Origin of the sequence: Nonomuraea sp. NPDC052265 (assembly GCF_044547985.1) — a bacterium.
Taxonomy (GTDB): Bacteria; Actinomycetota; Actinomycetes; order Streptosporangiales; family Streptosporangiaceae; genus Nonomuraea.
This window is the reverse complement of sequence record NZ_JBIUBJ010000015.1, coordinates 193,994-216,308: the sequence shown is the minus strand read 5'-3', so window position 1 is coordinate 216,308 and position 22,315 is coordinate 193,994. Positions and strand designations below refer to the sequence as shown.

Sequence of the window (22,315 nt, the reverse complement as noted above, 5' to 3'; positions counted from 1 at the left end):
CCGCGTAGGGGACGTAACCGTCCACGCGTGGGAGGCAACGGCCATGTTCTCCAGGACGGCAAGGGCTCTTGGCTGCATGAGGGTCTGCGACGCTCGTAGGCTACGTGGGTGCAAACGTGGGCAAAGTGGACCGTCCTTCTGGTGCTGGCCGGGTTAGCAGGCGTCTACGTGATAGCCGGGTCACCCCTGGCCCTGGCGGTACTCGGCTTACAGGTGCTCTTCATCCGACGCCGGTCCTGGTGGTTGATCGCGCTGCAGGCCGCCGCCGCCTACGGTTCGGTGTTCGCGTTCGACACTTCGGTCGGCATCCTCGGCTTCGTCGCCGGTTCACTGCTGCTGACCAGGTCCTGGCCGCTCGCCCCGGTGGTGGCAGGCAGCGCGCTGCTGCTGGGACCGGCCGACCCGATGATCAGCATGATCCTGATCGCCCTGATCATCTACGGCCTGGCCACGATGCTGGACCGGATCGACGAAGTCACCGCCGCTCGCCTGTCGCTGGCGATGACCGCGGCGGCCGAGGAACAGCTCCGCATCGCGGCGGAACTCAACCAGAGCCTGGGCGCCGCGCTCGACACGATCGCGGCCAGCGCCCGGAAGGGCATGCCTGACGTGGAATCGGCCCGGCACTCGCTGAGCGAGGCCAGAGCCGCCGCCGTCGGCTACCGCGCGATGTCGCTGGCCCCCGAACTCACCACCGCCAAGGGCATGCTGATCGCCGCGGGAGTCGCCACCGAGGTGCGGATTCGGCACGCGGAACCGCTCGGCCCGGCCGGCGCGCTGCTGGCCACTGTCCTGCGCGAGGCCGTGACCGAGATCGTCCGGCGCCGCGCCGCCTCCCGCTGCGTGATCGAGTCCGTCACAGAAGCCGACACCGTACGGCTGAGCCTCGCCCACGACGGCACCCCCAGCGCCACGGACGAATTCCTGGCCGATCTCCCCGCCCAGGTCGCGGCGGCCGGTGGCACGCTCACCACCGGCGTCGACGACAACGCCCAGGTCCTCGTGGAGGTGGTGCTGCCCAGCACCACGCTGCCGGACCCGCCCGCCCTGTCCATCAAGCTGTCGACGGCGGTGCTCGCGGCGGTGCTGGTCGGGTTCTCGGCCAAGGCGTTGCTGCTGGCCGGCTCGTGGTGGCCCCTTCCCCTGCTGGTCGTCATCATTTTCATCCACCTGCGCTCGATCGAGGGCAGGCATCCGATCGCGCTGATCGTCATGGGCGTGCTGACGCTCGCCCCGATTCCGGTGTTCGAGCAGGCCTGGCTGGTGACGGCCGGATTCCTGACCGGGCCGCTGCTGCTGGCCCTGCGGCTGAGGGCGGCGGTGCCGCTGGTGGCCGCCGTCATGGCGGCGGTGGGGGGCGCCGGGCTGGTGATCGGCCTGCCGTACCCGCTGGTGGTGAACTACACGGTCAGCACGCTCGTGACGGGGGTGGTCATCTACGGGCTGTTCACGTTGGCGCGGCTGGACCGGGAGCTGAGCGCGGCCAAGGACGGGCTGGCCAGGTCGGTGGTGGTGGAGGAGCGGCTGCGGGCCGCGCGTGACCTGCACGACCTGCTCGGGCACACGCTGGCGGCGATCCTGCTCAAGAGCGAGCTGGCCAGGCGGCTGGAACCCGAACGCGCCCGCGCCGAACTGGACGACGTGCTGGCCATGACCGAGCAGGCCATGGGCGACCTGCGAACCGTCTCCGGCGAGCGGGGGAGGCTGTCGCTGGCGAGCGAGGCGGACTCGGCGCGCTCGGTGCTGGCGACCGCGGGCATCGAGGTCACGGTGGAACTCGGCCACGGCATGCTCGGCACCGAGGTGGAGACCACGCTCGGCGCCGTGCTGCGCGAGGCGGTCACCAACGTGCTGCGGCACAGCTCCGCCCGCCACTGCGCGATCAGCACGAACACGCGCGACGGCGAAGTACGAATGGTCGTACGCAACGACGGCGCGCAGGCCAAGCCGATCCGCCGGGGCTCGGCCGGCATGGGCAACCTGACCACGCGCCTGGCCGAGCTGGACGGACGGCTGGACCTGGCCCGGGACGGCGAGTGGTTCGAGCTGGCCGCGACGGTGCCGACGCGCTCCTGGGTCCCCGCCTAGGCCGTGCCTCAAAGGATCGTGAGCCAGTCCTTGATGGCGGCGATGTGGACGGTGGCTTCGTAGCGGACGGCGGGTTTGTCGTGCCGGGTGGGACTGCCGCGATGGCGTTCGAGCCGGTTGATGCCGCACTCGACGGCCGAGCGGGCGCGGTGGTCGGCCGCGTCGAAAGGACGGCGGGCGGCCACCGCGGCTGCCGCCCATAAGGGCCGGTCAGGCGTCGCGGTGGTTGATCGCCAGGGTCGCGGGCAGGAGGGACATCAGGACGTAACCCACCAGGATGACGGCGGCCGTTGAGGGACCGAAGGCTCCGGCGTCGGGTACGGCGGCCAGTTGCCTGGCCAGTGACGGAATCGTCAGGGAGCCGATCCAGTCGTTCCACGGAGCCGGGAGGAAGCGCTCGAGCACGGTCGGGGACAGTGGGAGGACGACCAGCGCGACGAGCGCTCCCGGTGTCGACCGCAGGACCGTCGCCAGGCCCAGCCCCAGCACCGCGGCGACGGCGGAGCCCGCGCCGGTGGTCAGCACCTCGGCCAGGGCCGCATGTTCGGCGAACGAGGCGCCGATCGGACGCCCGGCCACCACGGCCTGTGCGGTGAAGTAGGTGGCGAACGCCAGCACTTGGCCCGCGACGGCGGCCACGGCGGCCACCACGGCGGCCTTGGCCAGGAGGAGCGTCCACCGGCTCCGGATCGTGGTCAGCGTGAGTCTGATCATGCCGGTGGCGTACTCGCCGGAGATGGCGAACACGCCCAGCATGCCGAAGAGCACAGGCGGAATGTCGGCGCTGAGGCCGAGACCCGTGCCGACGGGATCGCCGTCGGGGCCGTTGGTGTCGAAGGCGTGCGAGATCGAGTAGGCGGCGAAGCCGGTGAGGGCAAGGGCCGAGAGCGTGGAGGCCAGGACGTAGTAAGTGGCTCGGAGCGAACGCAGCTTGAGCCATTCCGATGCGACGACGTCGATCATTGGGTGATCTCCACAAAGGCTTCCTCCAGTGATGTCCGGCGCGGCACCAGCTCGTGAACGGCACAGCCGTTCGTCAGAGCGATGTCGCCGATGGCGGCTGAGGTCAGACCGGTCACCAGCATTTCCTCTCCGGCGCCGGCGTCCCGCACGGGGCGCGCATCGGCTCCGGCCCCCGCGGGCCGACCGGGCACCGGCCTCTCTCCGGCGTTGGCGTCCTGGGCGGGGCGTATGGTTGCGCCGGCCGCTTCGAGTGCCCTGGACAGGCGGGCCGCGTGGGGCGATCGGACCAGTACGCCACTCTGGAAACGGGCCAGCAGGCCCGCCATCGAGGCGTCCTCGATCAGCCGGCCCTGGCCGATGATGATGAGCCGGTCGGCGGTGAGGGACATCTCAGTCATCAGATGGCTCGACAGCAGGACGGTGCGCCCCTCGGCGGCCAGGGATCTGAGCAATGTCCTGAGCCAGCGGATGCCGTCGGGGTCGAGGCCGTTGACCGGCTCGTCGAGGATGAGCACGCCCGGGTCACCGAGCAGTGCCGCCGCGATGCCGAGGCGCTGGCGCATCCCTTGGGAGAATCCGGCGATCCGCTTGCGGGCCGCCCCGGCCAGGCCGACCTCCTCCAGCACCTCCGCGACCCTGCGGCGTCCGATCCCGCCCGCGTGGGCGAGCGCCTGCAGGTGAGCGAACGCGCTGCGCCCGCCCTGCACCTCGGACGCGTCGAGCATGGCACCGACCTCGCGCATGGGGTGCCGAAGGTCGCGCTTGCGGACGCCGTTGATCAACGCCTCGCCCGACGTGGGCGTGTGGAGGCCGAGGATCATGCGCATGGTGGTGGACTTGCCGGCGCCGTTATGTCCGAGGAAGCCGGTGACCTGTCCGGGTTTGACGTCGAACGTGAGCCCGGACACCGCGCGGGTGGAGCCGTACAGCTTCGTCAGTTCTGTGGCTTCGATCATTTCCCCACCTTCTGGATGATCTCGGCCGGGCAGCGTGTGCCCGGCGCGGGCAACCTCCCTGTGGTCAGGTAGGTGTTGACGTGTCGCCGCAGGCAGTTGTTTCTCGCCCACGACGCGTGGCCGTCGCCGTGCCACAGGACGCGCGCGGAAGGAATCTGCTCGGCCACGTGCTGCTGCCCGAGATAGTTGGTGTTGTTGTCCAGCTCCCCGATCGCGAACAGGACCGGCGGGACGTTCTTCACGCGCAGCGGGTGCGGCGCCCAGGACGCGCCCCCGCGGCGGCCCCAACACCGACCGAGCTCGAAGCGTCCCTCAATCCAGCCGAACCTCGGGGCGATCTCACGGAGTCTGGCCTCGATGCCCTGGAACTCTTCGTACGTCGGCAGCTTCGGCATGAAGTCGTTGCACAAGGAGTCGTGGCCCACCGACGAGTTGCCCGTGTCCGGCGCGAGCTCTGCTGCTAGGAAGTTGCCGGCGTCGCCGTCGAGGGCCTTGCGGATGGCAGTGGCGAGCAGCGGCCATCTCGGCGGGTTCATGCCTTTTAGCGCGGCCGCGTACAGCTGTCCTTCGGTCACCTTCCGGCCGGCGGAGGCCGGCAGTGGCGCGCGGCGGACCCTCGCGACCAGCTCGTCCCACGCCTTGCCCGCGTCCCTGCCGTGCAGGGCGCAGTCGATGCGGCGAGCGCACCAGTCGCGGAAGCGGGTGAGATGGCGCTCCTGCGTGAGCGCGTAGTTGCGGATCCAGGGCTCGAACTCCTGCTGGGTGTGATCGGCGGTGCCGTCGAAGTACAGGCGGCCGACCCGCTGCGGGAACAGCTCTAGGTAGGCCTGGGCGTAGACGGTGCCGTAGGAGTTGCCCGCGTAGATGAGTTTGTCCTGGCCGAGTGCGGCGCGCAGGGCGTCGATGTCGTGGGCCATGTTCCATGCCGTCATCCCGCGCCAGGCCGATTTGGCCATGCTGCGGCAGCTCGCCTGATGGGCCGCGTTCTTGGCGGCGTGGGCGTCCCAGTCCTGCTTCGTCCTGGCCAGGAGCAGTCCGTAGATGGAGGCGTCGGGCTCCGCGCAGCTCACCGTCTTCGCTCCGCTGCCTGGCTCGGGCATTCCGCGCGAATCGATGGCGATGACGTCGAACCGGCTGCGCAGCTGCTTGAGCAGGATGGGCAACTCGGGTGGGATGTCGGCGGTGTTTTTCGGCCTGAGTATCGCCGTGGTGGTGCCGGGGCCGCCGAGGTTGATGACCAGTGGCCCCATGCTCTTGCCCGTCGCAGGCAGTTTGGCCACATGCACCGAGGTTCTGGGCCCGCTGGGATCGGCCCAGTCCACGGGAACGACCAGGTTGGCGCATCGCAGGCCGTCACCGCAGTCCTTCCACACCAGGCCGTGGGCCTGCGCCGAGGCCAGCGCGATACCGCCGAGCGGCACGGCGAGACAGGCCGCCAGGCACAGGGCGATGAGTCTGCGTCGGTTCATGGCGGCAACGATGCTGTACGGCGGTGGGTCCGCACATCGGAGCCAGATCAGATCTTGGGGATCGGACCAGGGTCATACGGTACGGGCGTACGTGGGCGGAGTACGACCCTGGTCTGACGGCCCGTGCTCCGATTCGCCCCCGGCCGTTCCTCGATAACGTCGGGATGTGAATCTGCTCGCCCGACGGCCTCCACCCTGGCTGCTCAACCTGGCCGACACCGTGGTCGCGGTGCTGCTCGCGCTGGCGTCCACGGCGAGCCCGCCGGAGCTGACCACGAACGCCGTGATCACCGTGCTCTGCTGGCTGCTCGCGGTGCCCGTGGCGGTGCGGCGGAAATGGCCGGAGCCCGCCTACTACGGTGCGCTCCTGATCGGCCTTGCCGTGCCCGCGCTGCAGGGCAACTGGCTGATGCCGACGGCCGTGGTGGCCCTGACCATCTACCCGGTGGCGACCGGCCGGCCGGTGTGGCGATCGGCGATCGCCCTGGTGTCGGGCCTGCTCGTCAACGGAGGCTCGCTGCTGGTCTCGATGCCGGGCCAACCACGATATTCGAACGGCTGGCCCGACCCTGTCTTCATCCTCGGTATGGTCTGGCTGGCCATCGGAGCGAGTTGGAGTCTCGGCACGGCGGCGCGCACCCGCCGTGAGTTCGCCGCCCGCGAGGCCAGGAGGCAGGCCGAGCAGGCGGCGGCCGACGAACGCCTGCGGATCGCGCGCGAGTTGCACGACGTCGTCGCCCATTCGATGAGCGTGATCACGGTCAAGGCGGGGGTGGCGGCCAAGGTCCTGGACAAGCATCCGGAGGAAGGGCGCAAGGCGTTGCGGGCCATCGAGGAGATCGGGCGCGGCTCGCTCGCGGAGATGCGCCATTTTCTCGGCGTGCTGCGCGCACCCGGGAGCGCGCCCAGCAGCACGCCGGTTGCCCGGCTCGCCGACCTGCCGTCCCTGGCGCACCGGGCGGCGGAGGCCGGCGTGCTGGTCGATCTCTCGGTGGAGGGAACCGTGCCCGACAGTATGGCGTCGGCCGTCTACCGCATCGTTCAGGAAGCGATCACCAACGTCGTCAAGCACGCGGCTCCCGCCCACTGCCAGGCCAGCGTGTCGGTCGCCGATGGGCGGTTGCGAATCTCCGTGGTCGACGACGGGCCCGGACGGCGGGTGCTACCAGGGCGCCCGGGTGGGTCGGGCGGGCACGGGCTGGTGGGAATGCGCGAACGGACCCTGCTGTACGGCGGCACCTTCGAGGCCGGTCCGCTTCCGGGAAAGGGGTTCGGCGTGCATGCGTCATGGGAGGTTCCTTGACCCGCCGGGGAGTTCCGCCCCCCTGTCGAAGGAGGGAGAGGGGCGGCGCCGGACACGTTCCGGCGAAGCGCGGGCGTGCGCGAACGGCAGGCCATTCGGCAGAGTGCCGCAGTGGCGCATACGGCCGGCGTTCCGAGAGCGCGTCGATGTGATGCGAGTGGTAGGCGCGGATCGGTCATGATGGACGTGATGAGGAGGGTCACGAGCGTGAACCGGAGGAAGCGGGGTCGGCGGGTCCGGACAGGGCGTCCGTGGCCCGTGCCGGGCCCGGTCGGGGTGGACGCCGCAGGGGAAGTCTCGTGATCCGGGTGCTCATCGCCGACGATCAGGCGCTCCTGCGGGGCAGTTTCCGCCTGCTGATCGACTCCGAGGACGATCTCACCGTGGTCGGGGAGGCGGGCGACGGGCGGGAGGCGGTGGCGCTCGCGCGTACGGAGTCGCCCGACGTGGTGCTCATGGACGTCAGAATGCCCGAGATGGACGGCATCACCGCGACCGGGCAGATCGCCGGCGACACTCGGGTGCTCATCCTGACCACGTTCGACCTCGATGAGTACGTCTACTCGGCGCTACGGGCGGGCGCCAGCGGATTCCTCCTCAAGGACGCGCCTCCGGACGACCTCCTGAAGGGGATCCGGGTGGTGGCGTCGGGTGAGACGCTGCTCGCGCCGACCGTCACCACCCGGCTGATCGCGGAGTTCGTACGGCGGCCGGTCCAGCAACTCTTTCACGGGCTCGACACGTTGACGGACCGGGAGCGCGAGGTGCTCGCCCTCGTCGCCCACGGATTGTCCAACGCCGAGCTCAGTGTGCAGCTCCAGGTGAGTCCCGGGACCGTGAAGACGCATATCGGCCGCCTGCTGGCCAAGCTCAACGCCCGCGACCGCGCCCAGCTCGTCATCGCCGCCTACGAGGCCCACCTGGTCACGCCGCGTTAGCCGACCGCGCGCCGTGACCGCAGGCGGCATCAGCGCTCCACCACGCCGGCCCGCACATCGGGCGTGCGAGGAAAGCATCGGGACCAGGACGCTTGTCGTGGCCCGCGAGCCCGGAGGTCCATCCCCGCTCCTCGTTCACGCCGCCACCGTCGGGGAGGTCATTCTCATGGGTGACGGTCTGCTGTTCTGCGTTCCGTCACGCCATGGCGTGACGGAGGCATCTCCACCGCCTCGCTCGTTACGATCCCATCGCCATCGCCATCCGCGTACCGTCCCGCACCGGGAGGCGAACTTGCCAGGAACCGGTTTGCGCGCTGCTGGGACGCCTGGACCCGGTTCTCAGCGCAAGTCGGAGAGAATGGCTTTCGTGCCTTCTCCCCGTGCGTCCGTGCTTCGCCGAACGAGGACTCTGGCAGTTCTGGAGTTCGTCAACATTCCGCTGATCGCCGGGGTGCTGACCGGCATACTGGGCATGCCCCTGACCGTAGCCAACTCGGCAGGGCTTGTGCTGGTCCTGCTCGTCTTGGCTGAGGGCGGCGTGTACTGGTGGCTGAAGTTCGCCCAGCTCTCTTCGCGAGCACCCGTTCCGGCGGGGATGGCGATGTATCGCATGATTTCTCGGATCAATGTCGGCCTGCTTGTGGCGGGGGCCGTCGTGGTGGGTGCCGGCCTGGTCATGGGCGGCTCCGGCGCGCAGGTCTGGCCGGGGGCGGCGCTGTGGGTGTTCGCGCTGTTGGAGCACGTGAACTACTTCCATCTGCAGCTCATGCATGACACCCGCGCCGACCTGGGGCACTTGGTGAGGACTGGCCGCCTGCGCCGCTCGCATCTGGCTCTCGACATGGCCCGCGTGTCCAGGGCACCGGAGGTTGGGCGCCTTTGATGATGAGGGTCGTCCCAGCCCTCGGCTGGAGGCTTCACCAGTGATGCCCCTAGGTCAGGAGCCCAGCGTTCCGGGCGCCTCCCAGGCTCGATCGCCTGCATCGTCGACGCGGGCGTGATGGCGTCGTCGTGGCCGAGGTCCACGAAGTGGTCCTTCTGCCAGGTGCCGCAGGCGCCTGGGCCACAGGAAGCGGTGCGAGGGTGTCCGGTTCGGCGGGGCGGACAGTCCGCAGCCGGCCGGTCTTCTTCTTGCCGGACGACAGGCGCCGGCGGCTCGCACCGCTGGGCGACGGCGCCTTCGGTCACACCAGGCGGGTGATCCCGCGCAACGACCTGCTCACCTAGGTGGCCGGGCTGGGGTCGTTGCCGTCCCAGCAGCTAGATGCGCCCGCTCAGTTGTCGAAGGCCCGTACCGCGGCGCTGCATGGTCCTCGAGCCACAGCTCTCGGAGCGGAGCCAATGCCGGAACCTTCCCGATCTCGGTGCCCGTCCAGATCGTGGTCATGGCCTGTCTCGCGCTGTTCTTCATCGCAGGGTCGCGGTCACCCGTGCCCCTGGACGCCCTCACCTTCCGAGGACGTGACGCCGGGCCGGTACTGCCAGACGAATTCCAGCCACGGCGGGGCCACCCCCGTGAAGTGCGACCAACTGCCCGGTTCCGCACCCGGGTAGTCGCTTCGGACTTCAGACAGGCGCGTCAGCGCGAAGCCTTCCTGGATCAGGCTGTTGACGATCCGGCTCAGTGTCTGCGTGTACTCCCTGGGTTGGCGGATGCGGTCACCGGCCAGCTCCCCGTCGTAGACCCAGTCCTGGTCGGGATAGCTGGTCTCGGCCTCGTCGATGTAGGGCTGCTTCAGCGTGTAGCCCTCCCCGTTCCAGGAGTCGTGGGTGAGCCCGGCGAAGAACGGGTTGGCGCACATCAGGTAGTAGTGGCCGCCTCTTCCGACGACTCTCGCGACTTGGCGGAAAACGATCCGGCAGTCCGGGACGAAGGTCAGCGAGTACGGATGCCAGACCAGATCGAACGTGGAGCCGTAGAGGGCGGACAGGTCCCGCATGTCTCCTTGGATCGTGCGGATGCCGACGCCGTAGTGCTCAGCGGCCAAGCGGTCCCGCTCCAACTGTCCGGAGGAGATGTCGAGAACCGTCACGTCAGCCCCGAGCAGGCCGAAGGCCGCGGACTGCTGCCCGCCCCCACCTGCCAGGCAGAGCACCTTTCGGCCCGCCAGGTCGCGGGGGATGCCCAGCCTGTCCAGGCCGAGATAAGCGTGCGCCTCCTCTGCGTCCAGGTGGAGCATGGGACGGGTGAACAAGGCGTCCGCCTCCGCAAGGGCTTCCCAGCGTTCCTGGTTGTAGTGGTAGACCTCGTCTCGCATGGCGGACACGCTATCTGTCGTCCAGCGGTCGAGGCGAAACGATTTTGATCAGGTCTTGTTCGTCCGCCGTCCACCCCGCTATGACCTGTCATTTCAGGATGAAAAGGACTGACTGACACGGGCATCGAGCCCGTTCTTGCAGGCAGGAAGCCCCTCATGGACAACTCGCCCGACCCGTTGGCGTCGCTCGCCGACCGGCGGGGGCCTTCGCTGTTCCTGCCTTCGGGAGCGGCGGGATGCGTCAGCCGACGTCCACGCCCGGAGGGCATTCGACGGGCTCGGAGGTGCCGTCGGCGTGCTCGATCCGGCAGCCGTTCTCCACGCCGTCGAACGGGCTGGAATGTCCGGAGGAGGCGGCGAAGATGGCCAGGCCGATGGCGGCGGCGATGAGCCCGATGACGATGCCGCCGTAACCGCCGCCGACGCCGACGTCGCCGGCGGGCGCGGCCTTCGTCGGGTCCTCCGGGTCGTAGAGGACGTCGCTCTTCCTGCCGACGCCCAGCTGCGACTCGGCCCACGACTCGGTGGTCACCTCCCGCCCTTCCGCGGTCGTGAAGGTCAGCACCGGACGCCGGCTCGACCTCAGATGCTCGCCGTGTCCTGTGAACGTGGTGGCCACGTCCGTGACCACGCCCGGCACCCGCCGCGCCCCGCGGACGAACCGCCTGCCGTTCACGATCCCCCTGACCGACACCAGCACGATCACGGCGCCGAACGCCACGAACAGTAAGGGCAGGTACTCGAAGATTTGCTCCACCGCGGTCCCCTTGGAATCGGCAACACCCGGACAACGATCAAAAACAGTGCATAGTTCGCGGCGCTCCGGGGGAGTGCAAGGCCGGCGTGACGCGGGAGGACGCCTGGTGGCGTATCCGTTTGCGGGACGGGCCGAGTGGAGCCGCAGGATGCGTACGTGGGGAAGGGGGCACTCGCCGGCAGTCGAGGTCGAGGGCCCCGATCACCGGGTGCTACGGGCCGAATCGGCAGCAGAAATCTGATTTCACAGCTCAGGCGGGTGGTGTCGCATTGGTTGACGGCACCCCTAGTTGGCCTACGGGAACGGGGGCCCAGACGGCTGCCGATCAGCCGTAGTTCTGAACCCACACCCTGACCGTGTGGGACTTGGGGCTGAGAGTGACGGTGGCCCTCCACTTCTCGCCGACCTTCGCATTGTGGATACGGGTGTACATCTTCCCGCCCACGCAGTAACCGCGGTCGCGCTTCATCTTGACCCACCCACCACCTGCGCCGATAGCACTGCGCCCCCTTTCGCGCAGGGCGGCTGTGGCCTTGGTGCCGTCCCCGCCGTCCCCGCCGTCCCAGATGGTGAACCAGTGGGCCTGGCTCGCCTGCTGGACGGAGACGGCGGTCGCCGCCTGGGCGGCGGGGGCGAGAAGCGTGCCGGCCGTGAGGGCGCCGTCGGCCAGGATCGGTGGCAGACGTCTCATCGTGCTTCCTTTCGCTGGTCGTCGTGGACATGGGAAAGGTAGGCCGGCGCGCGTTGAGTTCTTGTTGAGTCCGGGTTGAGGCCCAGCAGGCGCGCTCGATCGGGGTGTCGGTGAAGGCCCGGACCTCCCGCGGCAACGGTGAGCCGCCACCCCGGTCAGTCCTGAGGGTCAACGAGGTGGCATACCTTCAGGTAACCCTCGGACCTTCCGATGGTGATCGGGATGTCGGTTACGCATTGATTTTGAAGTTCTACGAGATCGAGGGCCGGATTCCCTCGGCCTCCTCGCTGGGGCCCGAGCGCCTGGTCACGTAACGATGCACGAGCGGCGCGACCATGATGGGAACGCGGGCAGTACAGGGGGCGTCAGGGCAGCAGGAACCCCGGCGAGGTGCTACCGAACGGCCGGCAGCAGCCGGACCGCCGGCGGAAGCGGCCCGCGGACGGGGGCGGCACGGAACGACTGGATCATCAGAGCTGCGAAACGGCGCGAGGCCGACACTCGCTGTTCGGGTGACTCGGCGCGGATTCCCTCGTTCGCCATCATCGCCAGGATGAAGTCCTCCAGGACGAAGTCCGGCCGCAGGCCGCCCGCTGCCTTCGCGCGCCGGACGAGCTCGGTCAGCAGCCGGATCGTACGGTCGCGGTCAGCGGTGAAGTACGGCAGCCGCGAGCTGAACGCGCCGGACAGCCCCCGGTCGAGGGCGTGCACCTCCATGAGCTTCTCGATCACCAGGCAGAACCCATGCCACGGGTCGGCCTGCGCCAGCCCGTCCTCGACGACCGCCGAGCACATGGCCATCGGCTCGGCGAAGACCTCGCTGAGCAGCGCCTCCTTGGTGGGGAAGTGCCGGTAGACGGTGGCCGCGCCGACTTGCGCGCGCCGGGCGATCTCCCGGATCGGCACATCGAGGCCCTCGGTGGCGAAGGTCGCGCGGGCGACCGCGAGGATGCGCGCACGGTTGTCGCGGGCGTCCGAGCGCAGTTTCTGACTCACTTCGGCCGTCACCGCTCTCACTTTAGTCAAACGGACGGGGTGTTCCGTTACGGTGCGGCACATGAGAGCTGTTCAGTTTTCGGAGTACGGCCCGGCCGGTGTGGTGCATGTCGCCGAGGTCGAGGAGCCGCATGCCGGGCCGGGGACGATCCGCATCGCCGTGCGGGCCTCCGGATTGTCGACGGGAGAGACGTCCATCCGCTCGGGGAAGATGCGTGACGTGGTGCCTGTGACGTTCCCGTACCGGACCGGGTTCGACGCCGCGGGCGTGGTGGACGAGGTCGGCGACGGCGTCACGGATGTCAGGCTCGGCGAGGAGGTGTTCGGCATGACCGCGACGACCGCGCGCGGCGCCAACGCCGATCACGCGGTCCTGGTCGCCTGGGCGCCGAAACCGGCCGTGTGGAGTTGGGAGGAGGCCGGCGGTGCCGCGGGCAGCGTCGAGACGGCCACCCGAGTGCTCGACCGGCTCGCGGTCGGCGCCGGGCACACTGTGCTGGTGCAGGGCGCGGCCGGCGGGGTGGGCGCGGTCGCCGTTCAGATCGCGGTCGCCCGCGGCGCCACCGTCATCGGCACGGCCGGGAAGCACAACCACGACTTCTTGCGCACGTTTGGCTGCGAGCCGACGACGTACGGGGCGGGCCTGGTCGAACGGGTCCGCGCGCTGGCACCGCGCGGGGTGGACGCGGTGTTCGACTGCGCAGGAGGGGCGCTGCCCGACCTGATCGCCATCACCGGGAACCCGGCGCGCGTGGTGACGATCGCTCCCGACCTCACCGCGGCGGCCCTCGGCGTGCACCTGTCGCACGGCGTGCCGGCCGGCGACACAGCGGCGGCCGTTGGAGCCGCCGACCCACTGGCGGTGCACGGCCTCGGCATCGCGGTCGAGCTCGCCGGGCAGGGCCGGCTGCGCGTGCCGGTCGCAGCGGCGTTCCCGCTCACTGAGGCGGCTGCAGCGCACGAGCTGAGCGAGAGCCGCCACGCTCGCGGGAAGATCGTACTGGTGAACTGACCGGCCCCACTCAGGCAACCACTCCGCCTCAGATCCCTGGCCCGACGGTCCGGTACGCGCGGCGTCTCATGCCTACGCGCGCCAGGCTCGCCTCCCTAGGCGGGGGCGCGAGCCTGGCCTTGCTCAGGGTCCGGACATCTTTGAAGCATGTGGAGTTCGGCGATGCACTACGCTCCCGGACCACGGCCTGCCTCGGCATCCCGACCGTCAGCGCCACGACGGTGTAGAGCAGCGTTACCCCTGGTTTCTGTACACACCGGAGCTCCTGCAGCCACGGCCGCGCGTCCCGGCCGATCCCCCGACGACCGGCCGTCAGTCGATGCGCTGGCAGATCGTCACCGGCAGACGCGGCGACCAGGTACGGGTGGCCTCGTCGTAGGCCTGGGCGTAGCCGTTGTTGCCTCCGGCGCAGGGGGCAGCGATGGTCGTCTCCACGTAGATGGCGCCGCCGGGCGTGACGGGGTGGGTGCGGGCGATCGCCCACCTGGAGAAACTTCGTGACGCCGTTGTTGAACTTGACGGTCAGGAAGACGCGGTGGTCGACGGTGAAATTGCCACCATTGAGCGGCAGGCCGCCTGCAGCGCGCTTTCAGCTGCCCGACCGGGGGGTCCATCGGAATCGGAACCTTTCGCACACAGCGAAGGGCCTTCCCGCACCGGAGCACGGCTGACCTGGCGGCCGGTACGCGCCGAGAGCGGACAAGTGCTGATCGGCCTGGCCGTGACGGCGGGGATGCCGGGCTGTCAGTCCTGCTTACGGTGGCGCGACCGCAACCGGGCCGACGCCACCGCCCGCCGCCCCCCGGCCGAACGGCACGAGCCCCGGCGCGTCGGCGACCGGCTGTTGTCCAGATCGGGATGCTCGACGCAACATGATGTCAAGGTGGACCGGACGTCGCGAGCTACCCCGGGCGGCGTCCCCATGCCGAGATCAGCGGCGCGAGGGTGAGGTCGAGCTCGCCGGCGTCGATGGCGGCCAGGTGCGCGTCGATCTCGGCGTCGTCGGCCAACCCGGCGGCGAGCAACTCGGCACGGACCATGCGCACCGTCGCGGTCTCCAGCCGGTCGCAGGCCGGCCCGCCGACCGGGAAGCAGCCGGACGCCGTGACATCGACCAGGCCGGCCGCACGCAACGCCCGCGGCAGCGTACGGCCGTAGCGCAGGTCGGCGCCGCGGCGGGTCATCAACTCCCGGACGGCGCGCCGCAGCCGGTTGGCGCGCTGCTGTGCCGGGCCGACCTCATCGAGGCAGGCCAGCGGCTGCAACTCGGTATCGGCGTCCTCGATCAACAGCCGGCCACCGGGGCGCAGCGCCGCCACCATCGTCGCCAGCGCCCGGGCACGGTCGGGCACGTGGACGAGCACGAGCCGGGCGTGTACCAGGTCGAACGTGCCTGGCTGCGGCGGCGGGTCCGCGACGATGTCGTGCCGGAGCACCTCGTACCCGCCGTGCGGGTCCAACCAGGCCGGATTGATGTCCGTGGCCAGCACGTGACCGGTTGGTCCGACGGCCGTGGCGAGTGCCCGGGGAATGCTGGGGCCTCCGGCGCCGACTTCCCAGCAGCGCCAGCCTGCCTGCACCCCGAGCCGGTCGAAATGCCTCCGTGTGACACCGTCGAACAGCTCGGCCAGCCAGGTGAACCGCTCGCCCGCCTCCACCCGGGCGTTGTCGAGCAGGTAGCGGTGGTCCGGGGCGGACCCAGGGGTGTGCGGGGGGCCGGACCTCGCGCCGGCGGTGTTCAGCGCCCCGCCTGAGGTTGTGTCCGGCTCGGACCCGGGGGCGGCGAGGGGCTGCGATGAACTCATGCCTCCATCCTTACGAGCTTCCGCGTGCTGTGTCAGCGCGACATGGAAGGAAACCGGACGGCCTCCACGACTGGTGGCGATCGAGGATCGGACCAGACTCCGGCACCGCGCCACTACACGACGAATGCGGTCGAAGTATTCCAATCGGCCGGTGGCCTAGTCGCACGTGTTGACGTACTCGACCTCGTGGATGTATCTCTTCCATTCTTCAGGGCTCAACGGTCCGCGTGCCCGGTCGCAGACCGCCGCGGCGGCTCGCTCACCGTCGAGGGGATGCGCGCGCACCACGCCGTCCGGCGTGGCGCTGAACAGCGTCCGGCCCTCCGCGCTGAACGCCAGCGTCGCGCCGCTCTCGAAGCCCACGTCGGTATGGCCGTCGAAGATCATCCCCAGGGGTTGCCGGGTGTCCACGTCCCACAGCCGGATTCTGTCGCCGGCCGCGTACGTGGCGATGGTCCGTCCGTCCGGAGACCATGCGAGGGTGTAGATCCCACCATCACCCACGGCCGGAAACCGGAAGCCGCTGGTGCCGGTGAAATCCGGATTCCAGAGCGACAGCGGCTCGGAGCCCATGCTGACGGCCACGTGTCCACCGTCAGGGCTGAACGCATACGGTCCGGTGGGCAGGCTTCCCGCCCCTTCCGCCCGCGGCAACCGGGCGCCGCGCAGCGGATCCACCAGCGTGATCTCAGGTGCGAATCCGGCCACCAGCAGCTTTCCGTCAGGACGGAAGGCCATGTTCTCCGATCCGTTCACATCCTTCACCGTCCTCACTGTGGAGGAGGCCGGCGTCCACAGTTCGAGCGGGAAGGACATGGCCCCGTCCACGGCCCAATGAGCGGGAGCGACCGCGAGCGTGGTGCCGTCAGGACTGAAGGCGAGACCGGCGACGCTGTCCGCCTGCTTGTTCGCGACCCGGAAAGAGCTGATCGGCAGGGCCGTGGACGTGTCCACGATCACCACCCCGGCGTGGGACCCGGAGGATTCGGCCGTGCGCAGCATGCCGCCTATGGCGAGTCTTCTCCCATCCCTGCTGAAAGCGAGCGCGGGACGGTGCAACGAGCCTTCGCCCACCTCAACCGGTTGACCGAGACTTCTCCGACCGGCCACGTCCCATAACCGCACCTGGCCGGCTCCATACAGGGCGAGTATCCGGCCCCCCGGCCCGAGGAGGGCCTGCCCCCCGGCTGTTCCGGGCAGGGCTGGGCGGTCGTGCAAGCTCCTCAGATCCATCGTCGACACGGTGCTCATCAGGCGGACCCTCATGACGTGGTCCGGCTCGTCGAAACGGACCTGGTCGATCGGCGCGCCGAGTTCGCGATCCAGGACTACCTGACCATCAGTGAGTCGCAGCACGGTCAGGCTCTTCGAGCCCTCACCTTCGTAGGCGAGAAGCCGCTCGTTGTAGCCGAAGGAGTAGATCTTCCCCACCGGTCCCGCTCCGTCCCCCTTGAGCGCCGCTCCCGAGGGCACCCTTCTCAACAGGAGCTTGTGTCCCGCCACACCACCCTGACCGGGCGGAGGAGGGACGGATGCCGTGACGGCCAGTGTCCGGCCGTTCTCGCCGAACACGGCATCTTGGACGTCCTTCTTCTGAGGCAGCCAGTCCGCCGGGAGCGCTCGGTTCGTCTTCAGCTCCCAGAGCTCCGCCCGTCCGTCTCCGGTGGAGAAGACGACGCCCAGCGTCCCGTCGGCGTTCACCGCGTCCACGCCCGCGCCGGATCCGGCGCGGATCTGGCGACGTGTGGCCAGGTCCCACCAGTGCGCGCCGGTGCGGCTGCGGGAAAGGTCGGGGACGAAGAGGAACCGTCCAGCAGGGTCGAACGCCAGTCTGCCCGTGTTGCCCTGGCTCGCGCCGCTCGCGAAGCCGTTCCCCATCGCCGTACCGGTCGCGACATCCCACAACCGCACCTCGCGGTCATCCTGGACCGCCAGGATCCGTCCACCGGGACTCAGCGCCCCCATCACCGCCGTAGGACTCACGCCCGAGAACTCGCCGGCCTTCCGGTGTTCACGTACGTCCCAGAGCCTCACCAGACCGGCCCTGATGCTCACCAGCGTGCGCCCGTCCCGGCTGGTCGCGTAGACGGTGTCGGCGGTCACATCCGGATCGGTGAACGAGTCGAGTCCATCGTCCGACAGCGAGTCGTACAGACCGCCGCGCGACTGGGGGATCGAGGGGCTGAGCCGCCACGCCGCCACGCTCAGCCGCATGGCGAGTCGGGGGTCACGCCGGCGCAGGTCGGCCGCGCGCACCAGGAGCGATCGAGCCGTCGCCTCGTCGCGCTGGCCGTTGGAGACTTCCCGCAGGTGCTCGGCCAGGCCCAGCCCGCCGAGCGTCGCCACGAGCAGGACGACGAGCGTGCCCGCGATCAGACCACGGCGCTTGGACTGCCGCTTGGCCTGCTTGGCCGAGACATCGAGGAACTCGCGCTCCAGCGCCTGCAGCGTGATGTCCCGGCGCTCGGTGGCAGCCCAGCTCAGCGTCCTGTCGAGGCCGGAGCCGTGCAGCAGGTCGGCGGGCTTGCGGCCGTGCTCGTCCCAGAACCGGGCGGCCGCGGTGAGCCGCCGATGAAGGTGCAGGCCCTCGCGGTTGTCCGCCACCCAGTGCCGCAGCCGCGGCCAGGCCTGCATCAGGGCCGGGCTGGCCAGGGTGTAAGCGGAGTCGACCTCGGTGATGAGACTAGCGGCTACGTACAGGGACAACAGCGACTCGACAGGTCCGGTCGCCTCCAACTCATCGCGGGTGACGTGCCTGACGGTCTCGTCGTCCTCCTCCGTGAGACCCACCATCCGGAGGAAGAGATCAGGTGCGAGGGTCCGCTCGCCGTCGGAGAGCTCCCCGAACAGCTCCTCCGCGATGGTGCCCAGATCGGGCTCGGCCGGTAGCGGCGCCCGCACCGCCGCGGCGACGTTGCCGCCCTCCACCAGCAGCCGGTCGTCGTCGCGGACGTCGAGCAGGCCGAGCAGAATTGCTCTGGCCGAGGGCCGCTCGTCCGGATTCCTGGAGGTCGCCGCCGCGACCAGGCCACCGAGCGGCTCGGGCAGGACGCCGGGATCGGGCCGGAAGTCGAGCACGGCGTTGACCACCGACAGCGGCTCCTGCGCCGGAATCGGGTCGCGGCCGAGTGCGGCGAAGAGGACGACCAGCGCCCAGGCCCACATGTCGGCGGCCGCCGCGACCCCGCTCCCCGCGAAGACCTCCGGCGCCATGTAGTTGGGCGTGCCCATGATCGGACCGGTCGTCGTCAGCGGCCCGATCTCCCGGGCCACCCCGAAGTCGATCACTCTCGGTCCGTCAGGGCCCAAGATGATGTTGTCCGGCTTGAGATCGCGATGGACGACGCCCACCTCGTGAATGGCCGTCAGCGCGGTCGCGACGCCGATGGCCAGCCGCCGCAGCGCGTCGCCTTCGTACGGCCCGGCCTCCGCGACCACCTGGCGCAGGGTAGGTCCGGGCACGTACTCGCTGACGATGTACGGCTCGGCGACGTCGGTTCTGACCTCGATCACCCGGGCGGTACAGAACGACGACACCCGCTGGGCGGCCGCCGCCTCCTTGCTCAGCCGGGCGCGCGAGGCGGCGTCGCTCAGCCTGGGCACCTTGACCGCCACCCGCCGGCCTGACTCCCCGTAGGCCTCGTAGACCACGCCCTGCCCACCAGCGCCCAGCCGTCTCGCCAGCCAGTAGCCACCGAGCCGACGCGGATCCGAAGGGGTGAGCGGAACAGGCGACATGTCTGGAATTCTGGGTCCTGTGTCGATCTTCCGCTTGCCGTCCGAGGATTTGGCCATGGGAATTTCGGATCATGGGTGCGCTGGAGGTGCGTGACGGTACGAGCAGCCGCACCCTCCCCGCCGTGCTCATGCTCAACGCTCGAAGGCCCATGACGGTGACCTCGACGCGGAGCTGGTCGGAGCGGTAGGTGCCCACGTACGGGATGAGGTCGACGTCCTCCGATCCGGTGACCACTCCTCAGCAGGACCTGCGAGAACAAGCGACCCCAGAGCGGCTCTAAAGGCTCAGGCGGGCGGCGATGCCGTCGAGAACGCAGTCGAGGCCGAATTCGAACTGCCATTGGGCGTCGTCCTTGCGGGCGGCCGTGTGCAGGTACCGCTGAAAGGTGGGATAACGGCCGGTTCGCATGTGCCACATCATCAACGGGGCGAGGGTGTCGCGCAGTTCGTCCCCGTCGGACAGGTTCTGCTCGGCGATCAGGGTGCTGACGGCACTCTCGTAGTTCATGGAGCCGTGCACATAGGCGTCCACGGTTCGGAAGGCGCTCATCATCGCGTCAGCGTCGAGCCCCAGGCCGTCGAGGGCCGCCAGGGTCTTCTCGGCCACGGCCATCCGATGAGGTGTGAGGGAGAGCTTGGCCTGCGGGGGCAACTGGGCGAGCCATCGGTGGTCGAGCATCAGCTCGCGCGTGCGCACGGCGAGCGTTCGCAGGTTCTCGCGCCAGCCGAGGCCGTCGGGCACGCTCAGGTCGGCGTAGACATGATCGACCATCAGCTCCAGCAAATCATCCTTGCCGGACACGTGGCGGTAAGGCGCCATGGGCGCGACGCTCAGCTCGGCCGCGAGACGGCGCATGGTGACCGCCTCCAGGCCCTCGGCGTCGGCGATCGCGACGGCGGCCGTGGCGATGCGCCGCGGCGACAGTACCTGCCGGGGCGTGGGTGCGGGCCGCTCCAGCCGCTCCCACAGTGACACGTTCTCATCCGTGGCCACAGTCAGGGCCTCCCTTCCTGGCATGACAGATACAACGTATCAGAAGTAGATAATGTACACATTGAGGCGTACATTGTCTCTCGCCAATACGTTGTACACATCGAGGAACGACATGCTCAACATCGCCGTCCTTCTCGGCAGCACCCGTGATGGCCGCTTCGGCCCCGCCGTAGCCGGCTGGATCATGGACCACCTGGCCCAGCGGGAGGACATGAACGCCGACCTGATCGACCTGGTCGAGACCCCGCTGCCGACCGTCTACCCCGTACTCGGGCAGCCGCCCGCCGCTCAGGAGGCCAAGGACCTGCTGGCGGCCGTGTCACCGCGGATGGCGGCGGCCGATGCCTTCGTCATCGTGACGCCCGAGTACAACCACAGCTTCCCGGCGGCGCTGAAGAACGCCATCGACTGGCACAGCACCGAGTGGCACGCCAAGCCCGTGGCGTTCGTCTCCTACGGCGCCTTCTCCGCCGGGCTGCGCGCCGTGGAGCAGCTGCGGCTCGTCCTGGCCGAACTGCACGCCGTCACCATCCGCGACAGCGTCGGCCTGCAGCACCCCTGGGCGCAGTTCGACGGCGACGGCAAGGCCCTCGACCCGGCCGCCGACGCCGCGGCCAAGGTCATGCTGGACCGGCTCGCCTGGTGGGCGCACTCGCTGCGCGAGGCCAGGACCGCCCGCCCCTACGTCGCCTGAACCGCCATGACCCGACTCGGCATCTTCGGACTGCTCATCGGCATGTTCCTGGCCATGCTCGACGGCCTGATCGTGGGCACCGCGCTGCCCACGATCGCCGGTGACCTCGGCGGCCCGGACCAGGTGCCCTGGGTGGTGACCGCGTACATGCTCGCCGGCGCGTGGCTCCTCCCCGGCGGCCAGCGGCATGCTGCTGCTCCCGCTGATGTTCGGCATGCTCGGCACCCAACTGGTCACCGGCCGCCTCATCAGCGCCAACGGCCGCTACCGGATCTACCCCATCCTGGGCGGGACGCTCATGACCGCGGGTGCGCCGGCCCTGCTGCTCCTCGACGGCGACACCCCTACCGCCCTCGCCTCAGCACTCACCCTCCCCATCGGAGCGGGAATCGGGCTGGTGATGCAGAGCACCACCCTGATCACCATGAACAGCGCCGATCCCCGCGACATGGGCGCCGCCAACGGCACACTCACCCTGGCGCGCACCATCGGCGGCTCGCTCGGCATCGCCCTGCTGGGCAGCCTGTACGCCGCCCGGATGAGGGACGGTCTGGCCGCCCGCCTGGGCCCGGCCGAAGCCGACCGCCTCACCACGGGCGGCGAACTCACCCCCGCTCTGCTCCCGGGCCTCCCCGAACAGACGGCGGATGCCGTACGGCTGGCCGTCACCGACGGCCTGCACGTCATGCTTCTCGGCGCCGTCCTTCTCGGTGCGGCCGTCTTCGCCCTTTCCTGGCTGGTCCGCGAAACCCCGCTGAGCATGCGGGCGTGGGTGGAGCGGCTGCACGCCTTCGCGGGGGAGGACGGCCTGTGGGCCGGCCGGTTCCAGTTCGGCGACTGGCTGGACCCGGCCGCCCCGCCGGACGCCCCCGGCTACCGGCAGATGGAGGTCCGCCCACTGCCGGGATACGGGCTGACCTGGGCAGAGGCGGATCTGGAGACTCCGTACGGCAACGCGGGCGTGGCGTGGCGGATCAGCGGCGGCACCCTCATCCTCGAAGCGCGGGTCCCACCGGGGACCGAAGCGATCGTGCACCTACCGGGGCGGGAACCGTTCCGGGCCGGGCCGGGCCATCATCAGTGGAAGGCCGAGCTGCCGCCGCCGGCGTCGCCGGAAGTGATCGCGGACGCCGTCGACGACGCTCGGTTGGGGGAGCGCCTGACACGAGTGATGACCGCCCACGGCGTGATCGGCGATCCGGCGGCCCTGGCCGCTCGTGGGCTGCGCCTGCCGCTGTCCGAGCTGGCCTCCGTGGTCGTCCCACGTGCCACACCGGAGCAGGTCGCGCGGCTGCAGTCGGCCCTGGAAGAGCAACTGCGGCCGTGAGCCGAGGTCGGGTCGGCCGCGACACAGACCACGCCGGCCCAGGTCTTCACCCGGGTGAAGCCGTACGAGCCGTCGTACTCAGGCGGCACATCAGCCGGGGGATGAACGGGGGATACGGGTGACGAGTAGCCGTCCTGGCCACCCGCGGCCCCTGTGAAAGGTCTCGGACCTGAGGTACGGTCACGGGGATCTGGTGATTCTGCACCAGATCGGGCCTTGAACGGGGGCGAGCCACTGTCTTCCCCTCGGCTGCGGGCCGGCCCCCAGCGATGGCCCGCAGCACCGCGCCGGCCGCCTTCACGCCGGTCCGGCACGGAAAGTGCCTG

At 69.9% G+C, this 22,315-nt stretch carries 19 protein-coding genes; 7 read left to right on the top strand and 12 right to left on the bottom strand.

The features are described 5' to 3' along the window. The first annotated feature begins 108 nt into the window (after window positions 1-108). Entirely contained in the window at window positions 109-2,088 is a 1,980-nt protein-coding gene (locus tag ACIHAD_RS34920; RefSeq protein WP_397358983.1) for a histidine kinase, read from the top strand. 8 nt (window positions 2,089-2,096) lie between these two features. On the opposite strand, the gene ACIHAD_RS34915 is transcribed toward ACIHAD_RS34920, so the two are convergent. From ACIHAD_RS34915 to ACIHAD_RS34900, 4 genes are read right to left on the bottom strand one after another with little or no spacing between them, the layout of a single operon-like run. Then, the gene (locus ACIHAD_RS34915) at window positions 2,097-2,273 is read right to left on the bottom strand and encodes a hypothetical protein (RefSeq protein ID WP_397358982.1); all 177 of its coding nucleotides are present in this window, start codon (window positions 2,271-2,273) and stop codon (window positions 2,097-2,099) included. A 25-nt stretch (window positions 2,274-2,298) separates the two neighbouring features. Beyond that, on the bottom strand, window positions 2,299-3,051 hold the full coding sequence (locus tag ACIHAD_RS34910; RefSeq protein ID WP_397358981.1) for a hypothetical protein: 753 nt from the start codon (window positions 3,049-3,051) through the stop codon (window positions 2,299-2,301). Next, complete coding sequence (locus tag ACIHAD_RS34905) at window positions 3,048-4,007, bottom strand: ABC transporter ATP-binding protein (protein ID WP_397358980.1); 960 nt, start codon at window positions 4,005-4,007, stop codon at window positions 3,048-3,050. The genes ACIHAD_RS34910 and ACIHAD_RS34905 overlap by 4 nt, the downstream gene beginning before the upstream one ends. Beyond that, complete coding sequence (locus ACIHAD_RS34900) at window positions 4,004-5,476, bottom strand: alpha/beta fold hydrolase (protein WP_397358979.1); 1,473 nt, start codon at window positions 5,474-5,476, stop codon at window positions 4,004-4,006. Before ACIHAD_RS34900 ends, ACIHAD_RS34905 begins: the two co-directional genes overlap by 4 nt. Before the next feature lie 166 nt (window positions 5,477-5,642). Between ACIHAD_RS34900 and ACIHAD_RS34895 the strand changes: the two genes are divergently transcribed. The 3 genes from ACIHAD_RS34895 to ACIHAD_RS34885 all read left to right on the top strand — a co-directional run bounded on the left by ACIHAD_RS34895 (window position 5,643) and on the right by ACIHAD_RS34885 (window position 8,600). Beyond that, entirely contained in the window at window positions 5,643-6,779 is a 1,137-nt protein-coding gene (locus tag ACIHAD_RS34895) for a sensor histidine kinase (protein ID WP_397358978.1), read from the top strand. 299 nt (window positions 6,780-7,078) lie between these two features. Beyond that, window positions 7,079-7,717 (top strand): response regulator, encoded by a 639-nt coding sequence (locus tag ACIHAD_RS34890; protein ID WP_397358977.1) that lies wholly within the window; start codon window positions 7,079-7,081, stop codon window positions 7,715-7,717. 388 nt (window positions 7,718-8,105) lie between these two features. Further along, window positions 8,106-8,600 (top strand): hypothetical protein, encoded by a 495-nt coding sequence (locus ACIHAD_RS34885; protein WP_397358976.1) that lies wholly within the window; start codon window positions 8,106-8,108, stop codon window positions 8,598-8,600. 541 nt (window positions 8,601-9,141) lie between these two features. Here ACIHAD_RS34885 and ACIHAD_RS34880 read toward each other — a convergent pair. The 4 genes from ACIHAD_RS34880 to ACIHAD_RS34865 form a co-directional block, all read right to left on the bottom strand. Beyond that, window positions 9,142-9,975 (bottom strand): class I SAM-dependent methyltransferase, encoded by an 834-nt coding sequence (locus tag ACIHAD_RS34880; protein WP_397358975.1) that lies wholly within the window; start codon window positions 9,973-9,975, stop codon window positions 9,142-9,144. A gap of 241 nt (window positions 9,976-10,216) precedes the next feature. Further along, window positions 10,217-10,732 (bottom strand): DUF3592 domain-containing protein, encoded by a 516-nt coding sequence (locus tag ACIHAD_RS34875; protein ID WP_397358973.1) that lies wholly within the window; start codon window positions 10,730-10,732, stop codon window positions 10,217-10,219. Window positions 10,733-11,057: 325 nt separating this feature from the next. Beyond that, window positions 11,058-11,423, bottom strand: a complete 366-nt coding sequence (locus ACIHAD_RS34870; RefSeq protein WP_397358972.1) for a hypothetical protein — start codon at window positions 11,421-11,423, stop codon at window positions 11,058-11,060. A gap of 393 nt (window positions 11,424-11,816) precedes the next feature. Continuing rightward, window positions 11,817-12,431 carry a TetR/AcrR family transcriptional regulator gene (locus tag ACIHAD_RS34865; protein WP_397358971.1) on the bottom strand — a complete coding sequence of 205 codons (615 nt, stop codon included), beginning with the start codon at window positions 12,429-12,431 and terminating at the stop codon, window positions 11,817-11,819. Between the two features lie 49 nt (window positions 12,432-12,480). On the opposite strand from ACIHAD_RS34865, the gene ACIHAD_RS34860 reads away from it, so the two are divergent. Beyond that, window positions 12,481-13,431, top strand: coding sequence for an NADP-dependent oxidoreductase (locus ACIHAD_RS34860; protein ID WP_397358970.1), 951 nt, complete (start codon window positions 12,481-12,483; stop codon window positions 13,429-13,431). 312 nt (window positions 13,432-13,743) lie between these two features. Here the strand turns inward: ACIHAD_RS34860 and ACIHAD_RS34855 are convergent, their stop codons facing one another. The 4 genes from ACIHAD_RS34855 to ACIHAD_RS34840 form a co-directional block, all read right to left on the bottom strand. Then, window positions 13,744-13,866 (bottom strand): hypothetical protein, encoded by a 123-nt coding sequence (locus ACIHAD_RS34855; RefSeq protein ID WP_397358969.1) that lies wholly within the window; start codon window positions 13,864-13,866, stop codon window positions 13,744-13,746. 467 nt (window positions 13,867-14,333) lie between these two features. Then, window positions 14,334-15,236 (bottom strand): methyltransferase, encoded by a 903-nt coding sequence (locus ACIHAD_RS34850; protein ID WP_397358968.1) that lies wholly within the window; start codon window positions 15,234-15,236, stop codon window positions 14,334-14,336. A gap of 156 nt (window positions 15,237-15,392) precedes the next feature. Beyond that, complete coding sequence (locus ACIHAD_RS34845) at window positions 15,393-18,974, bottom strand: WD40 repeat domain-containing serine/threonine protein kinase (RefSeq protein WP_397358967.1); 3,582 nt, start codon at window positions 18,972-18,974, stop codon at window positions 15,393-15,395. Between the two features lie 277 nt (window positions 18,975-19,251). Continuing rightward, window positions 19,252-19,968: a TetR/AcrR family transcriptional regulator C-terminal domain-containing protein gene (locus tag ACIHAD_RS34840; RefSeq protein WP_397358966.1), complete on the bottom strand. Its 717-nt coding sequence runs from the start codon at window positions 19,966-19,968 to the stop codon at window positions 19,252-19,254. A gap of 112 nt (window positions 19,969-20,080) precedes the next feature. Here ACIHAD_RS34840 and ACIHAD_RS34835 point away from each other — a divergent pair, with 112 nt between their 5' ends. Next, on the top strand, window positions 20,081-20,662 hold the full coding sequence (locus ACIHAD_RS34835; protein WP_397358965.1) for an NADPH-dependent FMN reductase: 582 nt from the start codon (window positions 20,081-20,083) through the stop codon (window positions 20,660-20,662). Between the two features lie 187 nt (window positions 20,663-20,849). After that, on the top strand, window positions 20,850-21,989 hold the full coding sequence (locus ACIHAD_RS34830; RefSeq protein WP_397358964.1) for an alpha-L-rhamnosidase C-terminal domain-containing protein: 1,140 nt from the start codon (window positions 20,850-20,852) through the stop codon (window positions 21,987-21,989). Window positions 21,990-22,315 lie beyond the last annotated feature (326 nt).

Excerpts from the sequence above, each read along its gene's own strand:
- ACIHAD_RS34910 (WP_397358981.1), bottom strand. The coding sequence starts at position 3,051 with ATGATCGACGTCGTCGCATCGGAATGGCTCAAGCTGCGTTCGCTCCGA.
- ACIHAD_RS34905 (WP_397358980.1), bottom strand. The coding sequence starts at position 4,007 with ATGATCGAAGCCACAGAACTGACGAAGCTGTACGGCTCCACCCGCGCG.
- ACIHAD_RS34900 (WP_397358979.1), bottom strand. The coding sequence starts at position 5,476 with ATGAACCGACGCAGACTCATCGCCCTGTGCCTGGCGGCCTGTCTCGCC.
- ACIHAD_RS34880 (WP_397358975.1), bottom strand. The coding sequence starts at position 9,975 with ATGCGAGACGAGGTCTACCACTACAACCAGGAACGCTGGGAAGCCCTT.
- ACIHAD_RS34870 (WP_397358972.1), bottom strand. The coding sequence starts at position 11,423 with ATGAGACGTCTGCCACCGATCCTGGCCGACGGCGCCCTCACGGCCGGC.
- ACIHAD_RS34860 (WP_397358970.1), top strand. The coding sequence starts at position 12,481 with ATGAGAGCTGTTCAGTTTTCGGAGTACGGCCCGGCCGGTGTGGTGCAT.
- ACIHAD_RS34850 (WP_397358968.1), bottom strand. The coding sequence starts at position 15,236 with ATGAGTTCATCGCAGCCCCTCGCCGCCCCCGGGTCCGAGCCGGACACA.
- ACIHAD_RS34845 (WP_397358967.1), bottom strand. The coding sequence starts at position 18,974 with ATGTCGCCTGTTCCGCTCACCCCTTCGGATCCGCGTCGGCTCGGTGGC.
- ACIHAD_RS34835 (WP_397358965.1), top strand. The coding sequence starts at position 20,081 with ATGCTCAACATCGCCGTCCTTCTCGGCAGCACCCGTGATGGCCGCTTC.
- ACIHAD_RS34830 (WP_397358964.1), top strand. The coding sequence starts at position 20,850 with ATGCTGCTGCTCCCGCTGATGTTCGGCATGCTCGGCACCCAACTGGTC.